At 68.9% G+C, this 26835-nt stretch carries 31 protein-coding genes and 1 tRNA gene; 13 read left to right on the top strand and 19 right to left on the bottom strand.

The features are described from left to right. The first annotated feature begins 7 nt into the window (after positions 1 to 7). From ispE to G3A44_RS13775, 7 genes are all read left to right on the top strand, one after another. Positions 8 to 925, top strand: a complete 918-nt coding sequence (gene ispE / locus G3A44_RS13805) for a 4-(cytidine 5'-diphospho)-2-C-methyl-D-erythritol kinase (protein ID WP_163458112.1) — start codon at positions 8 to 10, stop codon at positions 923 to 925. Positions 926 to 963: 38 nt separating this feature from the next. Further along, positions 964 to 1040 (top strand) — tRNA-Gln (locus G3A44_RS13800). Between the two features lie 123 nt (positions 1041 to 1163). Next, positions 1164 to 2126, top strand: coding sequence for a ribose-phosphate pyrophosphokinase (locus G3A44_RS13795; protein ID WP_163458111.1), 963 nt, complete (start codon positions 1164 to 1166; stop codon positions 2124 to 2126). A gap of 129 nt (positions 2127 to 2255) precedes the next feature. Further along, a complete protein-coding gene (locus G3A44_RS13790; RefSeq protein WP_163458110.1) occupies positions 2256 to 2885 on the top strand; it encodes a 50S ribosomal protein L25/general stress protein Ctc in 630 nt (209 codons plus the stop codon). Between the two features lie 185 nt (positions 2886 to 3070). Next, on the top strand, positions 3071 to 4042 hold the full coding sequence (locus tag G3A44_RS13785; protein ID WP_163458109.1) for a LysR family transcriptional regulator ArgP: 972 nt from the start codon (positions 3071 to 3073) through the stop codon (positions 4040 to 4042). Positions 4043 to 4050: 8 nt separating this feature from the next. Continuing rightward, positions 4051 to 4704, top strand: a complete 654-nt coding sequence (pth, locus tag G3A44_RS13780; RefSeq protein WP_163458108.1) for an aminoacyl-tRNA hydrolase — start codon at positions 4051 to 4053, stop codon at positions 4702 to 4704. Position 4705: 1 nt separating this feature from the next. Then, complete coding sequence (locus G3A44_RS13775; RefSeq protein ID WP_163458085.1) at positions 4706 to 5221, top strand: caldesmon family protein; 516 nt, start codon at positions 4706 to 4708, stop codon at positions 5219 to 5221. A 43-nt stretch (positions 5222 to 5264) separates the two neighbouring features. Here G3A44_RS13775 and G3A44_RS13770 read toward each other — a convergent pair whose 3' ends face one another. The 17 genes from G3A44_RS13770 to G3A44_RS13690 form a co-directional block, all read right to left on the bottom strand. Continuing rightward, entirely contained in the window at positions 5265 to 5543 is a 279-nt protein-coding gene (locus G3A44_RS13770) for a YfhL family 4Fe-4S dicluster ferredoxin (protein ID WP_163458107.1), read from the bottom strand. Between the two features lie 65 nt (positions 5544 to 5608). Then, complete coding sequence (gene coaD / locus G3A44_RS13765; RefSeq protein ID WP_163458106.1) at positions 5609 to 6115, bottom strand: pantetheine-phosphate adenylyltransferase; 507 nt, start codon at positions 6113 to 6115, stop codon at positions 5609 to 5611. A gap of 117 nt (positions 6116 to 6232) precedes the next feature. After that, positions 6233 to 6790, bottom strand: a complete 558-nt coding sequence (gene rsmD, locus G3A44_RS13760; RefSeq protein ID WP_163458105.1) for a 16S rRNA (guanine(966)-N(2))-methyltransferase RsmD — start codon at positions 6788 to 6790, stop codon at positions 6233 to 6235. Positions 6791 to 6861: 71 nt separating this feature from the next. Then, positions 6862 to 7641: an imidazole glycerol phosphate synthase subunit HisF gene (hisF, locus tag G3A44_RS13755; RefSeq protein ID WP_163458104.1), complete on the bottom strand. Its 780-nt coding sequence runs from the start codon at positions 7639 to 7641 to the stop codon at positions 6862 to 6864. Positions 7642 to 7761: 120 nt separating this feature from the next. Continuing rightward, on the bottom strand, positions 7762 to 8505 hold the full coding sequence (gene hisA / locus G3A44_RS13750; protein ID WP_163458103.1) for a 1-(5-phosphoribosyl)-5-[(5-phosphoribosylamino)methylideneamino]imidazole-4-carboxamide isomerase: 744 nt from the start codon (positions 8503 to 8505) through the stop codon (positions 7762 to 7764). 112 nt (positions 8506 to 8617) lie between these two features. Then, entirely contained in the window at positions 8618 to 9283 is a 666-nt protein-coding gene (hisH, locus tag G3A44_RS13745) for an imidazole glycerol phosphate synthase subunit HisH (RefSeq protein ID WP_203561413.1), read from the bottom strand. Between the two features lie 16 nt (positions 9284 to 9299). Further along, entirely contained in the window at positions 9300 to 9887 is a 588-nt protein-coding gene (gene hisB / locus G3A44_RS13740) for an imidazoleglycerol-phosphate dehydratase HisB (protein ID WP_163458102.1), read from the bottom strand. A gap of 36 nt (positions 9888 to 9923) precedes the next feature. Beyond that, complete coding sequence (gene hisC / locus G3A44_RS13735; RefSeq protein WP_163458101.1) at positions 9924 to 11015, bottom strand: histidinol-phosphate transaminase; 1092 nt, start codon at positions 11013 to 11015, stop codon at positions 9924 to 9926. After that, on the bottom strand, positions 11012 to 11485 hold the full coding sequence (locus G3A44_RS13730; RefSeq protein WP_163458100.1) for a PIN domain-containing protein: 474 nt from the start codon (positions 11483 to 11485) through the stop codon (positions 11012 to 11014). The genes hisC and G3A44_RS13730 overlap by 4 nt, the downstream gene beginning before the upstream one ends. Continuing rightward, positions 11457 to 11702 carry a CopG family transcriptional regulator gene (locus tag G3A44_RS13725; RefSeq protein WP_163458099.1) on the bottom strand — a complete coding sequence of 82 codons (246 nt, stop codon included), beginning with the start codon at positions 11700 to 11702 and terminating at the stop codon, positions 11457 to 11459. Before G3A44_RS13725 ends, G3A44_RS13730 begins: the two co-directional genes overlap by 29 nt. Before the next feature lie 49 nt (positions 11703 to 11751). Further along, positions 11752 to 12795 carry a tetratricopeptide repeat protein gene (locus G3A44_RS13720; RefSeq protein WP_163458098.1) on the bottom strand — a complete coding sequence of 348 codons (1044 nt, stop codon included), beginning with the start codon at positions 12793 to 12795 and terminating at the stop codon, positions 11752 to 11754. A gap of 14 nt (positions 12796 to 12809) precedes the next feature. Continuing rightward, positions 12810 to 14129 (bottom strand): histidinol dehydrogenase, encoded by a 1320-nt coding sequence (gene hisD, locus G3A44_RS13715; protein WP_163458097.1) that lies wholly within the window; start codon positions 14127 to 14129, stop codon positions 12810 to 12812. 45 nt (positions 14130 to 14174) lie between these two features. Further along, entirely contained in the window at positions 14175 to 14825 is a 651-nt protein-coding gene (gene hisG, locus G3A44_RS13710; protein WP_163458096.1) for an ATP phosphoribosyltransferase, read from the bottom strand. A 33-nt stretch (positions 14826 to 14858) separates the two neighbouring features. Beyond that, positions 14859 to 16151, bottom strand: coding sequence for a UDP-N-acetylglucosamine 1-carboxyvinyltransferase (murA, locus tag G3A44_RS13705; protein ID WP_163458095.1), 1293 nt, complete (start codon positions 16149 to 16151; stop codon positions 14859 to 14861). Between the two features lie 153 nt (positions 16152 to 16304). Then, a complete protein-coding gene (locus G3A44_RS13700; RefSeq protein ID WP_163458094.1) occupies positions 16305 to 16589 on the bottom strand; it encodes a BolA family protein in 285 nt (94 codons plus the stop codon). A 46-nt stretch (positions 16590 to 16635) separates the two neighbouring features. Beyond that, positions 16636 to 17436 (bottom strand): ABC transporter permease, encoded by an 801-nt coding sequence (locus G3A44_RS13695; RefSeq protein WP_163458093.1) that lies wholly within the window; start codon positions 17434 to 17436, stop codon positions 16636 to 16638. After that, on the bottom strand, positions 17433 to 18383 hold the full coding sequence (locus G3A44_RS13690) for an ABC transporter ATP-binding protein (RefSeq protein WP_163458092.1): 951 nt from the start codon (positions 18381 to 18383) through the stop codon (positions 17433 to 17435). The genes G3A44_RS13695 and G3A44_RS13690 overlap by 4 nt, the downstream gene beginning before the upstream one ends. 239 nt (positions 18384 to 18622) lie before the next feature. Between G3A44_RS13690 and G3A44_RS13685 the strand changes: the two genes are divergently transcribed. Both G3A44_RS13685 and apbC read left to right on the top strand, forming a co-directional pair. Beyond that, positions 18623 to 20185: a choice-of-anchor I family protein gene (locus tag G3A44_RS13685; RefSeq protein ID WP_163458091.1), complete on the top strand. Its 1563-nt coding sequence runs from the start codon at positions 18623 to 18625 to the stop codon at positions 20183 to 20185. Between the two features lie 183 nt (positions 20186 to 20368). After that, positions 20369 to 21460 (top strand): iron-sulfur cluster carrier protein ApbC, encoded by a 1092-nt coding sequence (apbC, locus tag G3A44_RS13680; RefSeq protein WP_163458090.1) that lies wholly within the window; start codon positions 20369 to 20371, stop codon positions 21458 to 21460. A gap of 52 nt (positions 21461 to 21512) precedes the next feature. On the opposite strand, the gene G3A44_RS13675 is transcribed toward apbC, so the two are convergent. Both G3A44_RS13675 and G3A44_RS13670 read right to left on the bottom strand, forming a co-directional pair. After that, on the bottom strand, positions 21513 to 22238 hold the full coding sequence (locus G3A44_RS13675; RefSeq protein ID WP_239061878.1) for an OmpA family protein: 726 nt from the start codon (positions 22236 to 22238) through the stop codon (positions 21513 to 21515). 141 nt (positions 22239 to 22379) lie between these two features. After that, positions 22380 to 22724 (bottom strand): YkgJ family cysteine cluster protein, encoded by a 345-nt coding sequence (locus G3A44_RS13670; protein ID WP_163458089.1) that lies wholly within the window; start codon positions 22722 to 22724, stop codon positions 22380 to 22382. A gap of 138 nt (positions 22725 to 22862) precedes the next feature. Between G3A44_RS13670 and G3A44_RS23280 the strand changes: the two genes are divergently transcribed. The 4 genes from G3A44_RS23280 to G3A44_RS13650 form a co-directional block, all read left to right on the top strand. After that, entirely contained in the window at positions 22863 to 23204 is a 342-nt protein-coding gene (locus tag G3A44_RS23280; protein WP_203561412.1) for a PEP-CTERM sorting domain-containing protein, read from the top strand. 98 nt (positions 23205 to 23302) lie between these two features. Next, entirely contained in the window at positions 23303 to 24877 is a 1575-nt protein-coding gene (locus tag G3A44_RS13660) for a galactose oxidase early set domain-containing protein (protein WP_163458088.1), read from the top strand. A 186-nt stretch (positions 24878 to 25063) separates the two neighbouring features. Further along, positions 25064 to 25765 carry a DUF4197 domain-containing protein gene (locus G3A44_RS13655; RefSeq protein WP_163458087.1) on the top strand — a complete coding sequence of 234 codons (702 nt, stop codon included), beginning with the start codon at positions 25064 to 25066 and terminating at the stop codon, positions 25763 to 25765. Between the two features lie 145 nt (positions 25766 to 25910). Next, a partial coding sequence (locus G3A44_RS13650; RefSeq protein WP_163458086.1) for a ProQ/FINO family protein occupies positions 25911 to 26835 on the top strand: 925 nt, incomplete at its 3' end.

The raw sequence follows: 26835 nt of genomic DNA, 5'->3' as shown, positions 1-26835 counted from the left end.
GCCCCACATGAGCCTTCGAGCCCTCCACGACCTCCCTGCCCCGGCCAAGCTCAACCTTTTTCTGCACGTCACCGGTCGGCGCGCCGACGGCTACCACCTGCTGCAGTCGTTGTTCGTGCTCATCGACTGGGCGGACCAGATCCACCTGGAGCGCCGCGCCGACGGCCGGCTGTTGAGGCACGACATCGGCCCTGGCCTGCCGGCGGACGACCTCTGCCTGAAGGCAGCCCGCGCGCTGCAGCACGCCAGCGGCTGCCAATGGGGAGCCGACATCCACCTGGACAAGCGCGTGCCATGGGGCGCCGGCCTGGGTGGCGGCAGCTCCGACGCCGCCACCGTGCTGCTGGGCCTGAATCGACTCTGGGGGCTGAATTGGCCGCGCCAGCGCCTGCTGGCCCTCGGCCTGACGCTTGGCGCGGACGTTCCCTTCTTCCTGGGCGGACGCAACGCCATCGTGGAAGGCATTGGCGAAATCCTGCACCCCGTGGACCTGCAGCCCCTGCACTTTCATGTGGTCAAACCGCCGGCGAGCGCGGAGACCGCAAAAATCTTTAGCCACCCCCTTGTCACAAGAAACACTTCTCCTGCTATAGTAGAGGGCTTGCTGCAGTCCATCGCTTTAGGTGGTGTTGCAGGCCCGGCAGGCACCGCCATCAACAAATGGCACGTCATGTGGGGTCGCAACGATCTGCAGTGCGCCACAGAAGCTCTGTGCCCCGAAGTGAAAATTGCAGCGAAAACGCTTGACAGGCTTCACGGAAATGCTAGAATGAGTGGCTCAGGTAGTGCAGTTTTTTCTGCAGTTCCTGAAAGCGTCGCAAGCAAACAAGTAGCGGTCTCAAATTCTGGCTTATGGCCAGATGGCTGGGTTGAATGCTGGTGTCGCAGTTTGACTAGGCATCCTTTGGAAGCTTGGTCAACCTAAAGAGGTTTCGGGAGTTTGTGAATGCAAACTTCCAGTGTAGGGGAGTCGCCAAGTTGGTCAAGGCATCGGATTTTGATTCCGACATGCGAGGGTTCGAGTCCTTCCTCCCCTGCCAAATCACTGTAGAAGCGTGAGTCACAGACCGCGCTGACCTTCCAATCAATGCGGCCTAAAGGGCCGCATTGTTGTTTGCTGGGTCGGCCCCGTGTCGGTCAGCCCAAGATCCGGAGTTCCTGACGTGCTGTTCAACACCGTCCTCTTCACCGGCAACGCCAACCCCGTCCTGGCCCGTGAGATCGCTTCTCACCTGGGGGCAGAACTGGGCAAGGCGTCCATCGGCCGCTTCTCTGACGGCGAAGTCACCGTCGAAGTCCAACAGAACGTCCGCGCCCGAGACGTCTTCGTCGTGCAGTCCACCTGCGCCCCGACGAATGAGAACCTGATGGAACTGCTGATCATGGTCGATGCCCTCAAGCGCGCCAGCGCCCGCCGCATCACCGCCGTGATCCCCTACTTCGGCTATGCCCGCCAAGACCGCCGCCCGCGTTCTACCCGCGTGCCGATCTCGGCCAAGGTCGTCGCCAACCTGCTCGAGACCGTCGGCGTCGAACGTGTCCTGACCATGGACCTGCACGCCGACCAGATTCAGGGCTTCTTCGACATCCCGGTCGACAACATCTACGCCAGCCCGGTGCTGCTGACCGACCTGAAGGCCAAAGCCTACAAGGATCTGGTGGTGGTATCGCCTGACGTGGGTGGCGTGGTGCGCGCCCGCGCGTTGGCCAAGCAGCTGGGCTGCGACCTGGCCATCATCGACAAGCGCCGCCCCAAGGCCAATGTGTCCGAAGTGATGCACATCATCGGCGAAATCGAGGGCCGCAACTGCGTGATCATGGACGACATGATCGATACCGCCGGCACGCTGGTCAAGGCGGCCGAGGTGCTCAAGGACCGCGGCGCCAAGCATGTGTATGCCTACTGCACCCACGCGGTGTTCTCCGGTCCGGCCATCGAGCGGATCGAGAAGTCGGCGCTGGACGAAGTGGTGATCACCAACACCATCCCGCTGAGTGAGGCCGGCAAGGCCTGCAAGAAGGTGCGCCAGTTGTCGGTGGCCTTCCTGTTCGCCGAGACCATCCGGCGCATCTCGGACGGCGAATCGGTCACCTCGCTGTTTGCCGAGCAGAACAACAACTTCTGATTTCCGGGCGGGGGGCACTTCCGGTGCTTCCCCCTCGACACCGCCGGGCCTGGGCCCGGCGTTTTTCTGGCGGCCTGTCCGCCCTTCACGGACGCTTGGTCGCGGGCGTCCACACTCCAGGAGAGAGTCATGAAATTCGTCGCTTTTGAGCGCAAGCTGCAGGGGACCGGAGCGAGCCGCCGCCTGCGCGTGGCCGGCAAGGTTCCGGGTATCGTCTTCGGTGCCGGTGAGCCTGTGATGATCGAGCTCGACCACAACGCCCTGTTCTTCGCCCTGAAGAAGGAAGCCTTCCACTCGTCGCTGCTGGAGATGGAACTCAACGGCAAGGTCGAGAAGGTCCTGCTGCGCGACTTCCAGATGCACGCGTACAAGCCGCTGGTGCTGCACGTGGACTTCCAGCGCGTGGACAACACCACCCGCCTGCACAAGAAGGTTCCGCTGCACTACTCCGGCGAAGAGAACTCGCCGGCCGTCAAGACCGACAAGTGCGTGATCAGCCACACCGCCACCGAAATCGAAGTGGACTGCTTGGCTGTGGAACTGCCTGAGTTCATCGCTGTGGACCTGTCTGGTCTGGTGCGTGGCAAGTCGCTGCACGCTTCTGACGTGGTGCTGCCGGAAGGCGTGAAGCGCGTCAAGCATGGCACGATCAACCCGGTGATCGTGACCGTGGGCGAGCCCAAGGTTGAAGAGGAAATCGTGGCCGCCCCGGTGGCCACTGCCGACAAGGGCAAGGGCAAGGGCAAGGGCAAGAAGTGATGCCCGGGCGCCAGCCACCAATGCTGGCGCCACGCCTTCACGGCCGAGCCGGTGCTTCCGGCCGGCGTGCACCAAGATGAACAAACCCCGCTTCGGCGGGGTTTGTCGTTTCCGGGTCGGCCCGCAGCTTACAGTGGAGGCCACGTGCTGACGCTTGAACGCCTCCCCCTGGTCGAGACCCCCCGATGAACCTGCTGGACCCCGCGGGCCTGGACTGCTTAGCCGCGCTGGCAGAGGCCGGCAGCTTTGAACGCGCAGCCCAATTGCTGAGCATCACGCAGTCGGCGGTCTCCCAGCGGCTGCGCAGCCTGGAAACCGAGGTGGGCCACCTGCTGGTCGTGCGTTCCCGCCCCCTGCAACTGACGGAACCGGGCAAGGTGCTGCTGCGCTACGCCCGGCAACTGCAAGGCTTGCGCGCCGATGCGGCCCGGGAACTGGGGGCCAGCCTGCAACGCGAGGAGCGGCTGCCCATCGCGGTCAACGCCGACAGCCTGGCCACTTGGGTGCTACCAGCCCTGGACCCTCTGGTGCACCAGGGTCAGCGGCAGGGGTTCTCGTTGGAGTTGGTGGTCGATGATCAGGACTTTACCCACGACCGGCTGCGTCAAGGCGAGGTCCTGGGCTGTGTCACCACGGTCGCCCAGGCCCTGCGCGGCTGCGGCTGCCAGGCCCTGGGGGCCATGCGCTACGTCGCGGTGGCGAGCCCCCTGTTCCTGAGTCGCCAGGTCTCCCAGGGTCTGCATGCCGGAAACTTCAGCCAAGTGCCCTTCATCGTGTTCAACCGCAAGGACGACATGCAGGCACAGTGGGTCAGCCGGGCCTTTGGCGTTCGCCAACCCCGTCTTCGGGAGCGCTTTGTGCCCAGCAGCGAGGCGGGGGCACGTGCCGCGGTCATGGGCTGGGGCATTGCCGTGCTGCCCGAGTTACTGGCCCAGCCACTGATCCAGCGCGAGGAACTGGCCCCGGTACGGCCGGAGGTCTGGATCGACGTGGCGCTGTACTGGCACCACTGGCGGCTGGGCGGCGCGGACGATGCCTGCCCCTCCACACCGGGCGCCGACGCGCCCAGCCCCAGCCTGCTGGATCAGCTGGGACAGGCCCTGGCGCAGGGCGCGCACGCTGCACTGCGGCAGCCTGAGGCGCGGGCGGCGGGATAATCGCCGGCATGATCCGATTGATCGTGGGCCTGGGCAATCCCGGGACGGAATACGAAGACACCCGGCACAACGCCGGTTTCTGGTGGGTGGACGAAGCCGCGCGGCGCCTGGGCGCCCACTTGGCACCGGATCGGGCTTATCACGGCCTGGTCGCCCGGGCCAACCGCGGCCCCGGGCCGGTGTGGCTGCTCCAGCCCATGACCTACATGAACCTCTCCGGCAAGTCCGTGGCCCCGCTGGCCCGGTTCTTCAAGATCCAGCCCGAGGAGATCCTGGTGGTGCATGACGAGCTGGACCTGCCGCCCGGACAGGCCAAGCTCAAGCAAGGAGGCAGTGCGGCAGGCCACAACGGTTTGAAGGACATCCAAGCCCAGTTGGGCACCCCCGCGTTCTGGCGGCTGAGACTGGGCATCGGCCATCCCGGCCATCGGGCGGAAGTGGCCGGCTATGTGCTGCGCAAGCCGCCAGCCGAAGAGCGCGAGGCGATCTCGCGCAACATCGAGGACACGCTGAAAACGCTGGACTGGATGCTGGACGGGGCGATGGACAAGGCCCTGCTGGCCATCCATGCTCGGCCCCAGCGCCCCCACAAACCTGCCCCGGCGGCCGGGGCACGGTCTGCCCCCGCCCCCACCGGCATCCCATCCGCCCCGGAGCCCTGACATGCCCTTTCGCGCGCCCCCTCCTGTGCAACCCGTCGGACACCACAGCCAGGGAGCAGGCGCGGCCAGAGGGCGTTGGGGCACGGCCGCCCTGGCCGCGGCGCTGGCACTGCTGCCCGCCGCCGGCGGGGCACAGGAGAGCGCCACGGTCTACCGCTGCGGCAACGGCTACCAATCAGAACCCTGCGCCACAGGCGCACCCCTGAAGATTCGTCCAGAAACGCCCAGCGAATCGGTTCGAGAGGAAGCCGCCTCACGCGCCCAGGAAGAAGCCCAGCGGGCCGGACGCCTGCAGCAGGAACGGCGTCAACGGGAAAAGGACGCCCTGAGGCAGCAGCAGCGCGAGCCCGCCGGCCTGCGGCTGCCCGAGGCGCAGGACGACCGCCTGACCGACTGCAGACCCTGGCGCAAGGGCCAACCACGCTGGTCGGACCGCAAGCGGGAATACTGCGCGCAGTTCCCGTCCAAAGGGGCCAAGCGGTCCAAGGGGTCAAAGTCGACCGAGACGTCGCCCTGACGTCCGGCCGCTGCCGGCCGCCCGCTGGCGCCAACCGCCGTCTTCAGCCCACACGCAAGCGTTGGCGGACGGCCCCTGCGCCTACCAGCTGCTCGTACTTGGCCTGGAGCTGCTCCCGGGTCTCCGGGTGGTCCGGGCTGACCGGAATGCACTCGACCGGGCAGACCTGCACGCACTGCGGCTCGTCAAAGTGCCCCACGCACTCGGTGCAACGGGCCGGATCGATGACGTAGAACTCGTCACCCATCGAGATGGCCTGGTTGGGGCATTCAGGCTCGCAGACATCACAGTTGATGCATTCCGAGGTGATCATCAGGGCCATGGGGCCAGGCTCCGGCAGGAAAGGTCCAAGGGGACACGGTCAGGGTGGACGCCACGCGGAGTCGCTCAGCGAGCCGCGTTCTGCGCCACGCGCGCCTTCAGACGCGCGAGCACGCAGGGTGCCACGAACTTGGAAACATCACCGCCCAAGGTGGCGATCTCGCGCATGAAGGTGCTGCTGACAAACTGGTAGCTGTCGCCGGGCGTGAGAAAAATGGTTTCCACCTCCGGCATCAGCTGGCGGTTCATGCCCGCCATCTGGAACTCGTACTCAAAGTCGCTCACGGCACGCAGCCCACGCACCACGACCTTGCCGCCCCGGCCAACCACGAAGTCGCGCAGCAGCCCGCTGAACTCCTCCACCTCCACGTTGCCATGCTCGGCGCTGACCTCCCGGGCCATCTCCAAACGCTCAGGCAGATTGAACATGGTCTTCTTGTGATGACCGGCGGCCACCGCCAAGATAAGACGGTCAAACAGCCCGCTGGCGCGGCGGATCAGGTCCTGGTGCCCCAGGGTGATGGGATCGAAGGTGCCCGGGTAGACGGCGATCACCGGTCGCTGGATGCTCATGTCTAGGATCTCCTCACAGGAATGGGCGCGTGGCGGCTGTGCCGTGGGTCGCCCTTGGCAGGCCCGGGCCCGCGGGGGCGGGTAGGACACGCGGGCGCTTCGGCGGCCCTGGTTGCCTCACGCGTCCCCACGCCGCCAGAGCACGGCATGCACGGCGCCGGCGCGGCCCTGCCGCCAGACGCTCAGGCCTGCGGGCACCGGGCCGTCATAGGGTGAGCCCGACTCCAGGTACAGCAGGCCGCCAGGAACCAGCAGCGGCGCCGAGGCCGCCACTGCAGCCGGACCGAAGCCGGCGGCGAAGGGGGGATCCAACAACACCAGCTCGCGGCTGGCCGCCGGCGCGGCGCGTAACCAGCCGAGCGCATCGGTGCGCAACACCTGCAGGGTGTCACCGACCTTCAGGCGCTCACGCGAGGCGTTGAGGGATCGCGCAAGCTCCACATCCTGCTCCAGCAGCAGCACCTGTGCAGCGCCGCGCGAGGCGGCCTCAAAGCCCAGGGCCCCGGAGCCGGCGAAGGCGTCAAGCACCCGCCAACCGGTCAGGTCTTGACCAAGCCAGTTGAACAGGGTCTCGCGCAGCCGGTCTGGCGTGGGCCGCAGGCCGGGCTTGTCGGCCACCGGCAGCACACTGCGCCTCAGCTGTCCACCAATGATGCGGACCTGCCGAGGCGCCATGCGCGGCGCACCACGCTCACCCACGGCAGTGGGAACGCCGCCAGCCGCGCCCCGGGTGCCGCCGCGGGCGATCACCGACGCACCGGCACGCCGGCGCGGGCCAGGGTGTCCTTGGCCTGGGCGACGGTGAAAGTGCCGTAGTGGAAGATGCTGGCGGCCAGCACGGCATCGGCGCCGCCCACCTGGACGCCCTCGACGAGATGCTCGAGGGCGCCGACACCGCCGGAGGCGATCACCGGCACCGGCACCGAATCGCTGACAGCACGGGTCAGCTCCAGGTCAAAACCGATCTTCGTGCCATCGCGGTCCATGCTGGTCAGCAGGATCTCGCCCGCCCCCAGCGCCGCCATTTGGCGCGCCCAGGCCACGGCATCGATGTGCATGTTCTTACGGCCGCCGTGGGTGTAGACGTCCCAGCCCGGGCCCTTGGCCGCCAGGTCTTCCCCCACACGGCGCTTGGCATCAATGGCCACCACGATGGCCTGTGAGCCGTATTTGTCCGAGGCGTCGCGAATGACCTGCGGATTGGCCACGGCGGCGGAGTTGAAGCTCACCTTGTCCGCCCCCGCGTTGAGGAGACGGCGCACATCTTCCACGGTGCGCACGCCACCGCCCACGGTCAAGGGGATGAACACCTGCGAGGCCACCGCCTCGATGATGTGCAGGATGACGTCACGACCGTCGCTGGTGGCGGTGATGTCCAGGAAAGTCAGCTCGTCGGCGCCCTGGTCGTTGTAGCGGGCCGCGATCTCGACCGGGTCTCCGGCGTCCCGCAGCTCAACGAAATTGACGCCCTTGACGACCCGTCCGCCGGTGACATCGAGACAGGGAATGATGCGTTTGGCCAGCATATGGGGGTGGTGTTCGCCCGCAGCGCAGGCCCGAAAGAAGCGGAGTCGCCCGGACGGCCAGGCCACCGGGCGACGCAGGGGAGGCAGGCCGCGGCGCAGGCGCGGCCTGGCCGGCAGCAATCACGCGCCGTTGAGCTCGTCGGCCAAAGCTTGGCCGGCTGCGAAGTCCAGCGCACCGGTGTAGATGCTGCGACCGCAGATCACGCCCTCCACGCCTTCGCGCTCCACCGCGCACAGGGCCTCGATGTCCTTGAGGTTGGACAGGCCGCCCGAGGCGATGACAGGAATCGACAGGGCCTGGGCCAGCTTCACGGTGGCATCGATGTTGATGCCGGTGAGCATGCCATCGCGGCCAATGTCGGTGTAGATGACACCTTCGACGCCGTAGTCCTCGAACTTGCGGGCCAGGTCCACCACCTCGTGGCCGGTGAGCTTGCTCCAGCCGTCGGTGGCCACCTTGCCGTCCTTGGCGTCCAGGCCCACGATGATGTGTCCGCCAAAGGCGGTGCAGGCATCACGCAAAAAGCCGGGGTTCTTGACCGCCGCCGTGCCGATGATGACGTAGCTGATGCCGTCATCCAGGTAGCGCTCGATGGTGTCAAGGTCGCGGATGCCGCCGCCCAACTGGACGGGAATCTCGTCGCCCACCTCGGCGAGGATGGCCTTGATGGCCGCCTCGTTGACGGGCTTGCCGGCAAAGGCACCGTTGAGGTCCACCAGATGCAGGCGTCGGGCGCCCGCATCGATCCAGCGGCGCGCCATGGCGGCCGGGTCCAGACCAAAGGTGGTGGAAGCGTTCATGTCGCCCTGTTCCAGGCGGACACATTGACCGTCTTTGAGGTCGATCGCGGGGATCAGCAGCATGGCTCGGGGAGCGCGAGTGGGGAAACAGTGCGGGCCAGGGCGAGGCGGGCGAAGTCGACCGGAGGGGTCGGCAAGCGCCGTGCGCAGGCCATGGGACTGGGCAAAATGGAGATCAGGGGGTCCAGTGCAGGAAATTGCGGTACAGCGCCAATCCCTGGGCTGCACTCTTCTCCGGGTGGAACTGGGTCGCGAAAATATTATCCCGCGCCACCGCGCAGGTAAAGCGGTCCCCGTATTCGGCCGTGCCCGCGCTGTGGGCGGCATCGGCCGGCGTGGTGAAGTAGCTGTGGACGAAGTAGAACCAGGACTCGTCCGGCACGCCGGCCCACACCGGGTGGGCACGACCGCCATGCGCCACCTGGCGCACCTGGTTCCAGCCCATCTGCGGCACCTTGTAGCGGCTGCCATCAGGCTGCAGCCGCCCCTCCAGGCGGAAGCGGGTGACACGGCCCGGCACCAGCCCCAGGCCCGGCGTGTCCTGCTCCTCGGAGTGGTCCAGCAACATCTGCATGCCCACGCACACGCCCATCAGGGGCTTGGCGGCAGCGGCTTCCAGCACGGCCTCACGCAGGCCGGAGTCGGTCAGCTCGCGCATGCAGTCACGCATGGCCCCCTGACCCGGCAGTACGATGCGCTCGGCGGCGCGCACCTCCTCCGGGCGGGAGGTGACGACGACCTCCACCCCCTCGGTGGCGGCCACATGCATCACCGCCTGGGAGACGGAGCGCAAATTGCCCATGCCGTAATCCACGACAGCGACGGTTCGACGTTGGCTCATGATGGGTTCCGGCGGGTCAGAGGCAGCCCTTGGTGGACGGCACCACGCCGGCCGAACGTGGATCGGGGGTGAGCGCCATGCGCAGAGCTCGGCCGAAGGCCTTGAAGATGGTCTCGCACTGGTGGTGCGCGTTGTGGCCCTTGAGGTTGTCGATGTGCAGGCTCACGTGGGCGTGGTTGACAAAACCCTGGAAGAACTCGAACACGAGTTGGGTGTCCAGCGCGCCGATCATGCCGGCGGTGAAGTTCACGTCCATGGCCAGGCCCGGGCGGCCGGAGAAGTCGACCACCACGCGCGACAGGGCCTCATCCAGCGGCACATAGCTGTGGCCGTAACGGGTGATGCCCTTCTTGTCGCCCACGGCCTGCGCCACGGCCAGGCCCAGGGTGATGCCCACGTCCTCCACCGTGTGGTGGCCGTCGATGTGCAGGTCGCCCTTGGCGTCGATGCTCAGGTCGATCAAGCCATGGCGGGCGATCTGGTCGAGCATGTGGTCGAAAAAGCCGATGCCGGTGGCCAACTGGGCCTGACCGGTGCCGTCGAGATTGACCGAGACGCTGATCTGCGTCTCGTTGGTGTGGCGGGTGACCTGGGCGGTGCGCATGGCGATAGGGGGCGTCGTGCGTTGGAGAGGGGGGCTTCAGCGGCGTCCCAAGGTGGGCAGCACCTGATCCAGTGCTGCCAGCAGGGTATCGGTCTGGGCCTCGGTGCCCACGCTGATGCGCAGGAAGGGGGCGATGCGGGCGGGCTTGCGGAAGTGTCGCACCAGCACGCGTTGGCCACGCAAGCCGGCGGCAATGGCCTCGGCATCCCGCCCCGGGAAGGTGGCGAACACGAAGTTGGCGGCCGACGGCAGCACCTGGGCGCCGCGGGCCTGCAGGCCCGCGGTCATGCGGCTGCGGGTGGCGACGATGCGAGCGCAGGCGTCCTGGAACCAGGCCACGTCGTCCATGGCCGCCACGCCACCGGCGAGGGCCAGGCGGTCAAGCGGGTAGGAGTTGAAGCTGTCCTTGACGCGGGTGAGCGCCTCGATCAGTTCGGGCTGGCCCAGGGCGTAACCCACCCGCAGGCCGGCCAGGGCGCGAGACTTGGACAGGGTGCGCACCACCAGCAGCTGCGGGTACTGGGTCACCAGCTGATCGGCGGATTCGGCGCCGAAGTCCACATAGGCCTCGTCCACCACCACCACCGAATCGGGGTTGCCATCGAGCAGGCGACACAGCTCGGCCAGCGGCAGGGCCATGCCGGTGGGGGCGTTGGGGTTGGGGAAGATGATGCCGCCGTTGGGACCCGCCGCGAGGAAGTCGTCCACACGGATGCTGAAGTCCTCGGCCAGCGGGATCTCCCGGAGCGTGATGCCGTACAGCTTGGCGTACACCGGGTAGAAGCTGTAAGAGATGTCCGGCGCCAGCAGCGGCGCCGGGTGGCGCAGCAAGGCCATGAAAATGTGGGCCAGCACCTCATCGGAGCCATTGCCCACGAAGACATGCGTCGGGGTGATGCCTTGGGCCGCGTGGAAGCGGGCCACAGCGTCTTTGAGGGCGCTGCCGGTCGGGTCCGGATACAGGCGCAGCGCGTCCCCACTGCTGGCGGCGATGGCCTGCACCACCGAGTCCGGCGGACCGAAGGGGCACTCGTTGGTGTTGAGCTTGACCAGCCCGTCGATCTTGGGCTGCTCGCCTGGCACATAGGGCGTCAGGCTGTGGACGATGTCACTCCAGAAGCGGCTCATGGGGTCTTGGCGGTTGGCGCCTCCTGATCGAGCAACGACGGCCCGCACAGGAAGGGGTTGACGATCTGCACGCTGTCCAGTTGCTGGCCATGCGGCAGGTCTTCGGTCAGCAGGAAGCGGCAGCCCTGGTGCAAGGCGGAGGCGACGTTCAGCGCGTCCCACCACCCCAGCGCAAAGCGCGCCTCCATCGCCCAGGCGGTCTCCACCGTCTGGTGGTCCAGGGCCCAGGGCCTCCAGTGCTGGTAGCGTCGCACTTCCGCCCGCGCATCGCCCTGCTTCATCGGGGGACGCAGGCGAGCCGTGGCGTTGAGGTAGTACTCATTGAGCACTTGGGTGTTCAGGCGGCCGCAGCGGCGCATCCACAGCGCTGCCAGCCACTCGCGCGCCCGCAGGGCCTTGTCGGGAAAGGCCGTGTCGTCCGCGTACAGCAGCACAGGGGTGTCAACGAAGACGTTCGAGGCGCTCGGCATAGATCTCGTCACGTTTCGGGTGCGGCTGGCCGTCCGAGGTGAACAGGGGCGGCCTTGCCAGCCACTCGTTCATCGCACGTTCGTAGGCATCGTCATGCCGCATCTTCTCGGCCAGCAACTCACCCACCAGGCGAGAGACGCTGGTGTTGCGGCGCGCGGCTTCCAGCCGGGCCCATTCGGCGACGCTGTCTTCCATCGTGACGGTGACGTTCTTCATCCAGCAGGCTCCGCAGGCGGCATGGTCAGAATGTAGCACGAAGTTCGTGTCACACGAACTTCGTGGACTCTCGAGGTGCCGCCTGATCAAGCCACAGGTCCAGTTGGTGCAGGTCGATCAGGCTCGATCCCGGTACCAGGCCCGCCAGGAACTCGGCATGCGCCGGACCGGACTCGACGGGATAGTCCAAGCACAGGTCCCGGTTGACGATGACCCCAACGCCGTAGTCGATGTCGACCACCACCGAGGTCCGGGGGTTGTGGCGATGAAACTGGGCGAAGGCTTGGTAGGTGTCGCCACACCAGGCGCCCTCACGAAAGGGACCGACCAGCTGCGGGTCGTGCGGACAGCAGTCGTGCACCACCAGGAACCCCCCGGGCGTCAGCAGCCGGCACAACGCCTTCAAGCCCTGGTCCACCTCGGGACGCACATGCAGGGGATCAAAGAAGATCAGGTCGTAGCGCCCGGGGTGGCTGGCCAGCTCGGTCACCGAGAGGTGCGGCGGTGCCTCCTCCGACGCCGCGAAGTGCGCCGCGCGCAGGCGCACGGCCTCGGCCCCGGGCTCCACGCGTTCCTGCTCAGGCAGGCAAATCAGGGTGCGCTGGGCACACGCCACCTCATGCAGCGCCAGTTCACAGCGGGGCTTGTTGTATTCCAGGTAGTGGCGCAAGCCTCGCCGCTGAATCAGCTGGTTGAGCACGTCCACTTTGCGGGGCGCCTCGAGCTTGGCGAGCTGTTGCCGCGCGGCCTCGCGTTCTGGGGCCAATTGCAGCAGACGCTGCAAGGCGGCCCGCGCCAGATCGGGGCGGCCCAGCTTGACTTGCACCCGGGCCAGGGCCGTCAGCGTGGCCAGGTCATCGGGCAGGCGGGTCAGGATCGCCCGGTACTTCCGCTCGGCGTCTGGCCAGCGGTGGAGCGCCTCGTCGATGAGCCCCTCCCCAATCCAGCCCCAGGGGTTGCGACTGAAGTGCTGGCGCAGGCGGGCGAAGATGTCTCCCGCCCGGGCGTGCTCGCCCGCCCGCACCGCCGCGATACCCTGCTCAATCCATCCCTGCGCGCTCCCAGGGAGAGGCGCGGGCGCCGTGACCGCCATTCGGGAGGACCGGCTCAACGCTTCAGGCGCAGCTCGGCGGCCCGTGCGTGGCCCTGCAGGCCCTCGCCATAGGCCAGCTCGGCGGCAATCACACCCAGCACCTGGGCCCCGGCCTCGCTGACCTCGATCAGGCTGGAGCGCTTCTGGAAGTCGTAGGTGCCCAGCGGCGACGAGAACCGCGCGGTGCCCGAGGTGGGCAGCACGTGGTTGGGGCCGGCGCAGTAGTCGCCCAGGCTCTCGCTGGTGTAGGCGCCCAGGAAGATGGCCCCGGCGTGCTTGAGCAGCGGCTCCCAGCGGTGCGGCTCGGCACTGGAGACTTCCAAGTGCTCGGGGGCGATGCGGTTGCTGATGTCGCACGCCTCTTCCATCGAGCGGGTGAGGATGAGCGCGCCGCGCCCTTCCAGGCTGGCACGGATCACGGCCGCACGCGGCATGGTGGGCAGCAGGCGGTCGATGGCCTCGCGCACCTGGGCGATGTAGCGGGCGTCCGGGCACAGCAGGATGGACTGGGCCAGCTCGTCGTGTTCAGCCTGGCTGAACAGGTCCATGGCCACCCAGTCGGGCGGGGTGGTGCCGTCGGCGATGACCAGGATCTCCGACGGGCCGGCGATCATGTCAATGCCCACCTGGCCGAAGACGCGGCGCTTGGCACTGGCCACGTAGGCGTTGCCCGGGCCGGTGATCTTGTCCACGCCCGGCACGGTGGCGGTGCCGTAGGCCAGCGCGCCCACGGCCTGGGCGCCACCCACCGTGAAGGCGCGGCTCACACCGGCCACGTAGGCGGCAGCCAGCACCAGGGCGTTCTTCTCGCCGCGCGGCGTGGGCACCACCATGATGATCTCGCCCACGCCGGCCACATGGGCGGGGATGGCATTCATCAACACGCTGCTGGGGTAGGCGGCCTTGCCGCCGGGCACGTAGATGCCCACGCGGTCCAGCGGGGTGACCTTCTGGCCCAGCAGGGTGCCGTCGGTGTCGCGGTAGCTCCAGCTCTGGCCGCTGGCGGCCAGCTGGCGCTCGTGGTAGCTGCGCACCCGGGCGGCGGCGGCCTCCAGCGCGCTGCGCTGTGGCGGTGTGATGGCGTCAAACGCCGCCTTCAGTTCCTCGCGGGTCAGCTCCAGGGCGGCCATGCTGTCGGCACTCAGCCCGTCAAAGCGGGCGGTGTATTCCAGCACCGCCGCATCGCCCCGGGCTTTCACGTCGGCCAAGATGGCGGCCACGCGCTCCTCGATCGCATGGTCCTCCTCGGCTGACCAATGGCGCAGGCGCTGGAACTCGGCTTCGAAGTCGGCGGAGGAGGCATCCAGCTGGCGCAGGTTCAGGGAGGAGGACATGGTCTCTGGTCCGGAGAGGCGGTGGGTGACGGTCAGGGAAGGGTCTCAGCGCTGCACAGCAGCGGAGATGGCATCGATCAATGGACGCAGGGCATCACGCTTGAGTTTGAGTGCCGCCTGGTTGACCACCAGACGCGAGGAAATGTCCATGATCTGCTCGACCTCGATCAGGTGGTTGGCCACCAGCGTCTTGCCGGTGGACACCAGGTCGACGATGGCGTCGGCCAGGCCGGTCAACGGGGCCAGCTCCATGGAGCCATAGAGCTTGATCAGGTCCACGTGCACGCCCTTGTCGGCAAAGTGCTGGCGGGCCACGGTGGTGTACTTGGTGGCCACGCGCAGACGGTAGCCCTGCTTGACCTGCGCGGCGTAGTCAAAGTCATCACGCACGGCCACGCTCATGCGGCACTTGGCGATATTCAGGTCCAGCGGCTGGTACAGGCCGTCGCCACCATGCTCCAGCAGCACGTCCTTGCCGGCCACGCCCAGGTCGGCGCCGCCGTACTGCACATAGGTGGGCACATCGGTGGCGCGCACCAGCACCACACGCACGTCCGGGCGGTTGGTGGGCAGGATGAGCTTGCGCGTCTTCTCCGGATCCTCCAGCACCTCGATGCCGGCAGCGCGCAGCAGGGGCAGGGTCTCTTCGAAGATGCGGCCCTTGGACAGGGCCAGGGTCAGGGGAGCGTTGTTCATGAGGGAGGCATCCACAGCTTGTCCACCGCCTGCTCAGCGGTTGCTCACACGTTCGATGTCGGCGCCCAGGCCGCGCAGCTTGGCTTCCATGCGGTCATAGCCGCGGTCCAGGTGGTAGATGCGGTCCACCAGGGTCTGGCCCTCGGCCACCAGGCCGGCGATGACCAGGCTGGCGGAGGCGCGCAGGTCGGTGGCCATCACGGTGGCGCCCGACAGACGCGGCACACCCGTGACCATGGCGGTGTGACCATCGACCTCGATGCGCGCGCCCAGCCGCATCAGCTCGTTGACGTGCATGAAGCGGTTCTCGAAGATGGTCTCGCTGATCTTCGCGGCCCCTTCGGCGATGCAGTTCACGGCCATGAACTGGGCCTGCATGTCGGTCGGGAACGCCGGGTACTCGCTGGTGCGAAAGCTCACCGCCCGCGGACGCCCACTGGCCTGCACACGAATCCAGTCCTCACCCGCAGTGACGGCGGCACCGGTCTCACGCAGCTTGTCGATCACGGCGTCGAGGTGGTCGGCACGGGCGTGACGCAGGGTCACATCACCACCGGTGGCGGCCACCGCACACAGGAAGGTGCCCGCCTCGATGCGGTCGGCCACGATGTGGTGGGGCCGCACCGGCGCGTGCAGGGCGGACACGCCCTGAATGCGGATGCGATGGGTGCCGTGGCCTTCGATGCGGGCGCCCATGGCGATCAGCAGCTCGGCCAGGTCGGGGATCTCCGGTTCCTGGGCCGCGTTCTCCAGCACGGTCTCGCCCTCAGCCAGCACCGCGGCCATCATCAGGTTCTCGGTGCCGGTGACGGTGACCATGTCGGTGGTGATGCGCGCACCGCGCAGCCGCCGCTGGCCCGCCGCATTCAGCGGCGCCAGGGCGTTGATGAAGCCATGCTCCACCGTGATCTCCGCGCCCATGGCCTGCATGCCCTTGATGTGCTGGTCCACCGGCCGCGAGCCAATGGCGCAGCCCCCGGGCAGCGAGACGCGGGCGGTGCCAAAGCGCGCCAGCAGCGGCCCAAGCACCAGGATGGAAGCACGCATCGTCTTGACCAGCTCGTAGGGGGCCTCGGTGCTGGTGATGGTGCTGGCGTCCAGGCGGACCTCGTCCTCGCGCTCGGTCGAACGCTCGGCGCCGGCGCCCATGTGGCGCAGGACCTTGAGCGTGGTGGCCACGTCTTGCAGGCGCGGCACGTTGTGCAGCACCAGCGGCTCAGGACAGAGCAGTGCCGCGCAGAGCTCGGGCAGGGCGGCGTTCTTGGCGCCGGAAATGGTCACTTCGCCCTGCAGGGGGCGGCCGCCGCGGATGAGGAGTTGGTCCATGGTTGCTTGCAGGCCGTGGGCGGCCTGGGAGGCGATGAGAGGGGTCAGGCGGACCGCTGGCGCCGCAAGGCAGGACCACCTCGCCCTGCCGGCGGTGCAGCCGGACCGTGGCGACGGGCCCGCCCGCGGCCAGGCGGCCCGCGGGCAGCGGTGTCAGTGGCGGTGTTCGGCCGGTGCGCCGTGCCGTGCGGCCGGGCCGGCGGCGGCCCACTCGGCCGGCGTCAGCGTCTTCATCGACAGGGCGTGGATCTCGGCACGCATGCGATCGCCCAGCACGCCGTAGACGCGCTGGTGGCGGCGCACCCGGGCCAGGCCCTCGAACTCGGCGGAGACGACGGTGGCATAGAAATGCTGGCCGTCGCCCTCGACCTCGAGGTGCTCGCAGGCCAGGCCGGCGGCGATGTAGGCGCGCAGCTGTTCGGGGGTGGGCAAAGACATGGTGGCGATTATCGCCCAGCAGCCCCGCCCGGCCGGTGCCCACGGGTCATTGGCGCAGCTTGTAGCCGGACTTGAGCAGCCGCAGGGTCAGCAGCGCCACCACGGCGAAACTGCACGCCACCACCGTCAGGCTCAACCAGGGCGAGACGTCGCTGACGCCAAAGAAGCCATGCCGGAAACCGTCGATCATGTAGAAGAACGGGTTGAAGTGGCTGGCGGCCTGCCAGAACGCCGGCAGGGTGTGCACGGAATAGAACACCCCGGCCAGCATGGTCATGGGCATGACGATGAAGTTCTGGAATGCGGCCATCTGGTCGAACTTCTCGGCCCAGAGTCCGGCGATCAGGCCGAGCGACCCCATGAGGGCCGCCCCCAGCAACGCGAACACCAGCGCCCAGACGGGGTGGGCCAGTCCCGGCGGCGCAAACCATACGGTCACGGCCAGCACCCCCAGGCCCACGGCCAGGCCACGCACCACGGAGGCGGCCACATAGGCCACGAACCAGGCCCAGGGCGAAAGCGGCGTGACCAGCAAGAACACCAGATTGCCGGTGATCTTGCTCTGGATGAGGCTGGAGGAGGTGTTGGCAAAGGCGTTCTGCAGCACGCTCATCATCACCAGGCCGGGGATGAGGAAGGCGGTGTAGCCCACGCGGTCATAGACCTTGACGTGGTCCTCCAGCACATGGCCGAAGATCAGCAGGTACAGCACCGCGGTGAGCACCGGGGCGCCAATGGTTTGGAAGCTGACCTTCCAAAAGCGCAGCACCTCCTTGTAGAAGAGGGTACTGGCGCCGGCCAGCAGGCCATGGGGCGCGGTGGAGTTCATGGGGTCGAGGCGGCTCATGCGCGGGCCTCCAAGGCGGAACCGGCCACGGCCGGTGCACCGGGCCGGGCGCCCTGCATGATGGACAGGAACACGTCTTCTAGATCGGCGCGGCCGATCTCCAGGTCCTCCACGCGCACGCCGGCCGTGCGCAGGCGGGCCAGCACGGCCTCCACGCCGGCCGCGTCGCGGGTGGCCACCTGGGCCATGCGGCCGGTCACGCGGGCCTGCGCGGCCAGCTCCGGCGGCAACGGGTCATCGGTCTTGAACCGCAGCATCTGGCCCTGGGCGGCCGCCAGCAAGGTGGCGGTGCGGTCAAGTGCCACCACCCGACCCTGTTTGAGCATGGCGATGCGACCGCACAGCGCCTCAGCTTCTTCCAAATAATGGGTGGTGAGCAGCACCGCATGGCCCTGGCGGTTGAGCTGGGCCACAAACTGCCACAGGGTCTGGCGCAGCTCCACATCCACCCCGGCGGTGGGCTCGTCCAGCACGATGACCGGTGGCTTGTGCACCAGCGCCTGGGCCACCAGCACGCGGCGTTTCATGCCGCCGGAGAGCTGGCGCATGTTGGCGTGGGCCTTGTCGGCCAGTCCCAGGCCCTGCAGCAGCTCGTCGATCCAGGCCTCGTTGCGCTTCACGCCAAAGTAGCCGCTCTGGATACGCAAGGTCTCGCGCACGCTGAAGAACGGGTCAAAGACCAGCTCCTGGGGCACGATGCCCAGGCTGCGGCGTGCGGCGGCGTAGTCTTCGCGTACGTCGTGCCCCATCACCTTGACCCGACCCTCGGTCGCACGGGCCAGGCCGGCCAGGATGCTGATGAGGGTGGTCTTGCCCGCGCCATTGGGGCCCAGCAGGCCGAAGAACTCGCCCTCCTCGATGTCAAAGCTCACGCCATCCAAGGCGCGCAGGGTGCCACGGGCACCGGTGTAGGTCTTGGCGACCCCCTGGAAGGAAACGGCAGGCATGGCGAGGGATTCTAGAAGTGCCCCCGTGCCCCTCGGGCGCCTGGGCCTGAAGGCAACGTTGCGGCCCTTTGAATGCAGGTGATCGGTGCCACCCATTGGCAAACCGTCAACTGGCCACCCACGATGGGCCTACAGCCCAGCGGCGTCATGGGGCTGACACGGCACGGCGGCACATTCCGCCCACCACTTGGCCAACCGCCCCCACCTTTCGACCTCAAGGCCCTCACCGGCATTCACCCATGAGACGCTCCCTCCTCAGCCTCTGCCTGGCCGCCCTGGCCGGCGCCGCCTCCGCCGCGCCCACCACGTCCATTGAACTGTCCTTCCTGGGTCGCCACAGCACGGGACATTACGACCTGGGCGGCGCCGAGATCCCGACCTACGACCCGGCCACGCGCCGGCTCTTTGTGGTCAACCTCGCCGACCGCGCCATCGACGTGCTCGACATCAGCCAACCGACCGCCCCCGTCAAGGTGGGCGCACTGGACATCAGCCTGCTGGGCCAGGCCGCCAACAGCGTCAGCGCCAAGAATGGCGTGGTGGCGGTGGCAGTGGAAGCCACGGTCAAGACCCAGCCTGGCCTGGTGGCCTTCTACGACGCCGCCACGCTGGCGCTGCTGTCCACGGTGCCCGTGGGCGCCCTGCCGGACATGCTCACCTGGACGCCGGACGGCCAGAAGGTGGTGGTGGCCAACGAAGGCGAGCCCAGTGACGACTACACGGTGGACCCCGAAGGCTCGATCAGCATCATCGACGCCCGCGATCCCCGCCACCCCATCGTGCGCACCGCCGGGTTTGGCGCCTGGAACAGCGCCAAGGCGCGAAGCAAGCTGCTGGCGGCCGGCGTGCGCCTGAATGGCCCCGGCGCCACGACCGCCCAGGACCTGGAGCCCGAGTACATCACCGTCCGGTCTGACAGCCGGGTGGCCTGGGTGACGCTGCAGGAGAACAACGCCGTCGCGCGCGTCAATCTGGACACCGCGGCCGTCACCCAAATCGTCGCCCTGGGCGCCAAGGACCACATGGCCATGGGCGAGGGCCTGGACCCCAGCGACAAGGACAACACCGTCGCCATCGCGAACTGGCCAGTGTTTGGCCTCTACCAGCCTGACGCTATCGCCAACTACAGCGTGGGCGGGCAGCGCTACCTGGTGACGGCCAACGAAGGTGACAGCCGCGAGTACGGCGCCCACAACGAGACAAGCCGCGTCAAGTCCCTGAACCTGGACCCGGTGGCCTTTCCCAATGCCTCGGCGCTCAAGACCGACGCGCAGCTGGGCCGCCTCACCGTGACCACGGCCCAGGGTGACACGGACGGAGACGGCGACTTTGACCGCCTCTACGCCTTCGGTGCCCGTTCCTTCAGCGTGTGGACCACCGACGGACGGCGGGTGTTCGACTCCGGGGACCAGATCGAGCGCCTGGTGGCCGCCCAATACCCGGCCAACTTCAACGCGGGCCACACGACCAACACCCGGGACGACCGCAGCGACAACAAGGGCCCGGAACCCGAGGGCCTGGTCTTGGCACACCTCTGGGGCAAGCCCTATCTGTTCCTGGGCCTGGAACGGATCGGGGGCGTGATGGTGTGGGACATGAGCGTGCCCAGCGCGCCGCAATTCGTGCAGTACATGAACACCCGGGACTTCAGTGCAACCCCGGGCACCGCCGCAGCAGGTGACCTGGGCCCTGAAGGCCTGATCGTCATCCCAGGCCAGGACAGCCCCACCGGCCGCCCTTTGCTGGTGGTGGCCAACGAGGTGAGCGGCACCACCGCCATCTTCCAGATCAGCCCGCGCTAAACACCCTGCAGGCGCCCGACCCGCGCCGCCGCCCGCACCGGTGCGGGCGGCGGCGTTGTCCCTTTGGGCACCGACAGTCCCAGAGGCAAAGCCCCACGACGCGGCAGTTGGCGCCGGGGCCGCTAGACTCCGCCGCCATGCGCCGGCCCGGCTGGCGTCCCACAGCACCGCAGAACCTACGCCATGGCCCTCACCGAATCCGCCCTGCTTGCCGCCCTGCAGACCGTCATCGACCCGAATACCGGCAAGGACTTTGTCAGCACCCGGCAACTGCGCAACCTCAAGATCGACGGCGACGACGTGGCCTTCGACGTGGAGCTGGGCTACCCGGCCAAGAGCCAGCTCGATCCGCTGCGCAAGGCCCTGATCGCCGCTGCCCGCACCGTGCCCGGCGTCGGCAACGTCAGCGCCAACCTGTCGGTCAAGATCACCGCCCACCAGGTGCAGCGCGGCGTGCAATTGCTGGCCGGCGTGAAGAACATCATCGCCGTGGCCTCGGGCAAGGGCGGTGTGGGCAAGAGCACCACCACCGTCAACCTGGCGCTGGCCCTGGCCGCCGAAGGCGCCAAGGTCGGCATTCTGGACGCCGACATCTACGGCCCGAGCCAACCCATGATGATGGGCATCGACGGCCGGCCCGAAAGCCTGGACGGCAAGTCGATGGAGCCGCTGTCCAACTACGGTGTGGAGGTGAACTCCATCGGCTTCCTGGTGGATCAGGACGAGGCCATGATCTGGCGCGGCCCCATGGCCACGCAGGCCCTGGAACAGCTGCTGCGCCAGACCAACTGGCATGACCTGGACTACCTGATCGTCGACATGCCCCCGGGCACCGGCGACATCCAGCTCACGCTCAGCCAGCGCGTGCCCATCACCGGCGCGGTCATCGTGACCACCCCGCAGGACATCGCCCTGCTGGACGCCAAGAAGGGCCTCAAGATGTTCGAGAAGGTGGGCGTGCCCATCCTGGGCCTGGTCGAGAACATGGCGGTGTACTGCTGCCCCCAATGCGGCCACACCGAGCACATCTTCGGTGCCGATGGCGGCAAGCGCATGGCCGAGCAATACGGCATGGACTTCCTGGGCGCCCTGCCCTTGAACCTGTCCATCCGCCAGCAGGCCGACGCCGGGCGGCCGACTGTGGTGGCCGAGCCCGACAGCGAGATTGCGGCCCTCTACAAGGCCGTGGCCCGCCAGGTGGCGGTGAAGGTGGCGCAACGCGCCAAGGACTTCTCCTCGAAGTTCCCGACCATCACCGTCTCCAAGAACACCTGAGCACGCCAGGCGCCGGCCACCACGGCCGGCGCGCCCCGGCTCAAGACACCGCTCAGGACTTGGGCGGGATGATGAAGACCTCCACCCGCCGGTTCTGGGCGCGGCCGTCTTCGTTGAGGTTGCTGGCCACGGGCTGGCTCTCGCCCGCCCCTTCCACCGCCAGCTGGCGGCCCTGAGCCCCCTTGCCCGACAGCACCGCCGAGAGGTACTGCTGCACCGAGGCCGCGCGACGCTGCGACAGCGCCTGGTTGTAGGCCGCTTCGCCCTGGCTGTCGGTGTGGCCCACGATGCGGGCGTTCACACCGCAATACTCGGCAATCACGCCACCCACCTTGTCCAGCGTGCCGCGGAACTCCGGGCTCAGGTCGGAGGAATTGCTGGCGAACATCACCTTGCCCGGGATGTTGAGCTTGACGGTGCCGTCGGCCTGCTCGGTCATGCTGATGTGCTTGGCGTAGGCCGAGCCGGCCAGGGCACCGCCGATGGCCCCCAGCAGCGCCCCGTTGCGTGCACCCACCGACGAGCGATCCGACACCTGGGAGCCCACCAGGCCACCGGCCACGGCGCCCACCGCCGCCCCCACCACCGCCCCCTGGGTGCGGCTGACGCTGCCGCTCAGCGGCTTGCAGGCAGCGGCCTGACCCGCACCACCGCCGGTGGTGCCACAAGCTGCCAGCGCCAGCGCAGTGGCGGCACACAGGCCGCGGGCCGCCCAGCGGGCGGACACGGAGATGAGGGGCGCCGACGGCGGCGCCTTCAGGCAGGACATGGAGGTCATGAGCATTCTTTTCAGTGGCAATGGCCCGCCGGCAGAGGCAGGCAGGCCGGTTCAGGCCGTGGTCCCCTGGGGCGACCGACGGCGCGGGCGCGCATTGTCAGCGGCGGGCCCGGGCGCCTGGCCCCCTGAACCTGGGGATGGTCAGCCCTCCAGGGGCGCCAGTCCGTGGCGGCGCCGGGCCCGCGCGCAGGCGTCATCCCCCCGGCCCAGCGGGGCCAGCTGGCCAAACTCCCGGCAGGGCGACGGGCGCCACTCGTAGATGCCGCAGGCCGCCTGCACCCCCACCGTGCCCACCAGCGCGGCACACCGGGGTTGGGCGTGGTCCGTGCCGCGCATGCGACAGGTGCTGTCGGTCACGTCGACCGCCAAGCCATCGGGGACATGACCCCATTGGCTGGACAGCTCCTCGCGGGCGAAATCGACCCGGAAACTGGCACAGCAGGCGCCACAGCGGATACAGGGGTTGGAGGTGTCGGATGCACTCATCCCCTCAGTGTGGGGGAAACCCCTTTGATGAGGGACAAGTCCCCACGTTCATGCCCCTTGCGCCCCCTCAGGCACAGGCATACTGGTGTCACAGTCAGATACAAGCTGACGCATTTCCACCGCCACAGCTTACCTCCCATGTCCCGCCCTGCCCGATTGCCCTGGTCCCTGCGCTGCGTCCTGGCGACGGCGGCACTGGGTTTGGCCGGGCTGGGCCCCAGCCAGGCCGCCGCCAGCCCCGCCACGTTGGCGCCACCGGCGGCCCGCGCGGCCGCCAGCGCGCCTGACGCGGAAGTCCCGAGCTTCCAAGCCGGGCAGCACGGTCCCGCGCTGGCCCTGGGGGCCGACGCGGCCTCCGCACCGGTACCGGTGATGGCGCCGGGCAACGCCTCGCCGGTTCCCGAGCCTCGAGGCTGGGCCCTGCTGCTGGCGGGCCTTGGCGCCCTGGGCGTCACCGCCCGGCGCTCGCGTCTGCGCTGAGGCCCTGGCGCGCCGGCGTACCCTCCGGCCCCATCCACCCCCTCGTTCAGCGGCCGCCACCGGTGGGCGCGGCCGCAGGCGCCGCCTACAGTGCCGGCATGAACTCTTCCACCCCCCGCATGCCGCCACCGCCCCGCCGACGCTGGCTGCAGCGCATCGCCGGCCTCACCACCCTCTGGGCGGGCCTGGGCTGGACACGGCCAGCGCCGGCGGCAGTGCCCGTCGGTCCGTCCGACGCCCATCTGCGGGGCCATGTCGGCCCGGTGTTTGCCACCCCGGTCATGCCCATCCACAGCCAGCTGCTGCCCGATGGCCGCGTGATGGCCTTTGGCACCGACGACCGGGGCCGCCAGGGGGCCGCCCTCCAGTACATGGTGTGGGATCCCGCGCTGGGCACAGGCGCCGAGGCCATGAGCCTGCTGCTGCACACCACCGGGACCGACATCTTCTGCGCCGGCCAGGCGCTCACGCCCCAGGGCCAGCTGCTGATGTTCGGCGGCGACCGCATCTACGCCGGGCTGCGCAATTACGCCAACCGCGAGGTCACGCAGTTCGACCCGCAGACCCGCAGCTTCAGCACCTTGAGCCCATCCATGCACCGCCAGCGCTGGTACGCCACCGCGCTGTCCGGCGCCCAGGGGCACATCGTCGTCCTGGGTGGCCGCGACGACCGGGAGTACGCCGGTGATCCGGAGTTTCCGGCCACCGCCGCCACCTACGCCGAAACGCCCGAGGTCCGGGAGGAAGACGGCCGCTGGCGCCTGCTCACCGGCGCCGGCCGCACCGCCGCCTTCGTCAAGTCCGGTGGCTGGTACTACCCCCGGGCCTTCCTGCTGGCTGGTGGCGACCTGCTCATCGTCACGCCCGCCGGCGCGCTGTTCCGGCTGGACACCGAAGGACTGGGCCACCTGGCCACCCTGTCCGGCAGCCTGCCGCCGGGCAGCTCGCTGCTGCCCAGCGCGGCCTGGGCGCCCGGCCGGGTGCTCAGCCTGCGGGCCGACGGCAGTGCCTGGACCGTGGACGCGCGCCGGTCCACCCCGACGATCGCTGCCACTACCTCCCCCGGTGGCCTGCGCACCTATGGCCACCTGACCACGCTGCCCAACGGCCAGCTCTGGCTCAACGGCGGGTCCACCCGGGGCAACACCCTGGAGGGGGCGCACCTGGAAGGTGCCCTGTGGACCCCGGCCACCGGCCAGTGGCAGGCCACCGCCGCCGCCCGTCACGCCCGGCTCTACCACGCCAGCAGTCTGCTGCTGCCCGATGGCTCGGTGCTCACCGGCGGAGGTGGCGCCCCGGGGCCGCAGACCCTGCTCAACGCCGAGATCTGGTATCCCCCCTACCTGTTCCGGCGCGACGGCAGCGGCCGTCCGGCCCGACGCCCGGTGCTGCGCAGCGTGCCTGCCGTGCTGCAGCGCGGTCAAACCGGGGTGGGCCTGGTCCTGGGCGACGACACGGTCATCGCGCAGGTGGTGCTGATGCGGCTGGGCGGCAGCACCCACAACTTCAACGCCTCGCAGCACCGGGTGCCGCTGGGCTTTCGCCAGCAGGGCGTCACGCTGCAGGTGGACCTGCCCAGCGCTGCCGGCGTGCTGCCGCCGGGACACTACTCGCTGTTTGTGCTGGACAAGCACGACGTACCCTCCCTGGCGCCCACGGTGCGGGTGCTCTGAGCCGGGCACCTGCCACCACCCGGGCGCCGCCACCGGAGTCAGATCGGGGCGGTGCGTCCAGGCGCCGCACTGCAGCGGCGGTAGGCGGGCGACGACCAGGGGGCGTGACGGATCTCACACAGGAAGCCGAGCGCCCCGGGGCCCATGGGAAGATGCGCCTTGACAAGTCATTGCCCGAAACAACCCATGCAACGCCGACACGCCCTGCGCCTGACCCTCGCCCCCTTGCCCACCCTGTTGACCGCCACGTGGTGGTTGGCCGCCCCCACCGCGCACGCCAGCCTGTTCAGCGAGGCCGACGCCTCGGCCGCCCTCAAAACCGCGCTGGAGCGTGGCGCCCAGGCCGCCGTGGGCCTCCTGGGCAAGACCGACGGCTACCTGCAGAACCCCAAGGTGGCCATCGCCCTGCCCCGCAATGCCGAAAAGGCCGCCACCGCCTTGCGCGCCGTCGGCCAGGGGCAGAAGGTCGATGACCTGGTCACCGCCATGAACCGCGCCGCCGAAGCCGCCGCCCCCAAGGCCCTGGACCTGCTGCTGCAGGCCGCGCGCCAGATGAGCGTCGAGGACGCGGTCCAGATCGTCAAGGGCGACGACACGGCCGTCACCCGCTACTTCGCCGGCAAGACGCGTGAGCCGCTGACCACCGCCTTCAAGCCCATCGTCACCCAGGCCACGCAGGACGTGTCGCTGGCCCGCAAATACAACGCCGTGGTGGGCAAGGTGAGCAGCTTCTCGATGTTCCAGGACAAGGACTTCAGCATCGAGAGCTACGTGACCGGCAAGGCCCTGGACGGCCTGTACCTGGTCATCGGCGAGGAGGAAAAGAAGATCCGCCAGGACCCGGTGGCCACCGGCAGCGCCCTGCTCAAGAAGGTCTTCGGCCTCTGAGACGGGCCCGTCGCCCCCCCTGGTGGTGACGATTCCGCGGTCCCTTGAGGCCTGCGCCACAGCCTGCGGGCATGCCCGCGCCCTGCGGCCCCTCAAGGCCGGGCACAATCCAGGCCCCTCCTACGTTGTCCTTCTGACACCTTCCATGTCTTCGCTGACCCCGCCGACCGAGCCCGTGGTTCCCGCTGCCGAGGCAGACTGCGCCCCGCCAGCCTGCCCGCCGGCCGCTCCGGAAGCCGACGCCGCGCCCGCTGCGGACACCGCGGCCGCCCCGGCTGACGCGACCACCGAGGCCCCGGCCGAACCGCAACCCGCCGTGGCCGAGGCCCCCGAGGCGTCCCCGGCCGGTGAGGGCGAGGCCGCCGCGCCCCCGGCCGCCACCGCCAAGGACAACCGCACCCCGGCCGATGCCGCACGCGAGCTGGCCGAACTCTTCCCGGCCCTGTTCACCCCGGGACAGGCCAAGCCGCTCAAACTGCGCATCCAGGCCGACATCCAGGCCCGAGCGCCGGGACGATTCAGCAAGGGCCTGCTGTCGGCCGTGCTGCACCGCCACACCAACGCCACCGGCTACCTCAACGCCTTGGTGCAGGCCACCCACCGCCACGACCTGGACGGCCAGCCGGTGGATGAGCTGACCGAAGAGCACCGCCAAGTGGCGCGCGAGGAGCTGGCCCGGCGCAAGGCTGTGATCGACGAGCGCAAGGCCCAGTTCCGGCAGAAGGCACGCGAAGAGCGCCAGGCCCGCATTGACCTGATGCGCGAGTTCGACCAGGCCGGCCAGAGCCCCGAGGCGTTCGCCGCCGCCAAGTCCATGGCCGTGGAAGAACTGAACCAGCGCGTGAGCCAGGGCCGCCAGGAGCTGGCCGAGCTGCGCGCCGCCGCCAAGGCACGCCGTGGCGCCCCAGGCGAAGGTGCCGGACGCGGCCCCGGTGCAGGCCGCCATGACGGCCGCCATGACGGCCGTCCCGAGGGTCGCCCCGGCGCCCCACGCGGCGCCGGCCCCCGCCCTGAAGGCGAGGCGGGCGGCGAGCGCCGCACCCGCGGCCCGCGCGTGCATGACGACCGTC

Source organism: Ideonella livida, assembly GCF_010499455.1.
Classification (GTDB): domain Bacteria; phylum Pseudomonadota; class Gammaproteobacteria; order Burkholderiales; family Burkholderiaceae_C; genus Ideonella; species Ideonella livida.
Note: the sequence above shows the minus strand (reverse complement) of the source record. Positions and strands in the feature narration are given on the sequence as shown.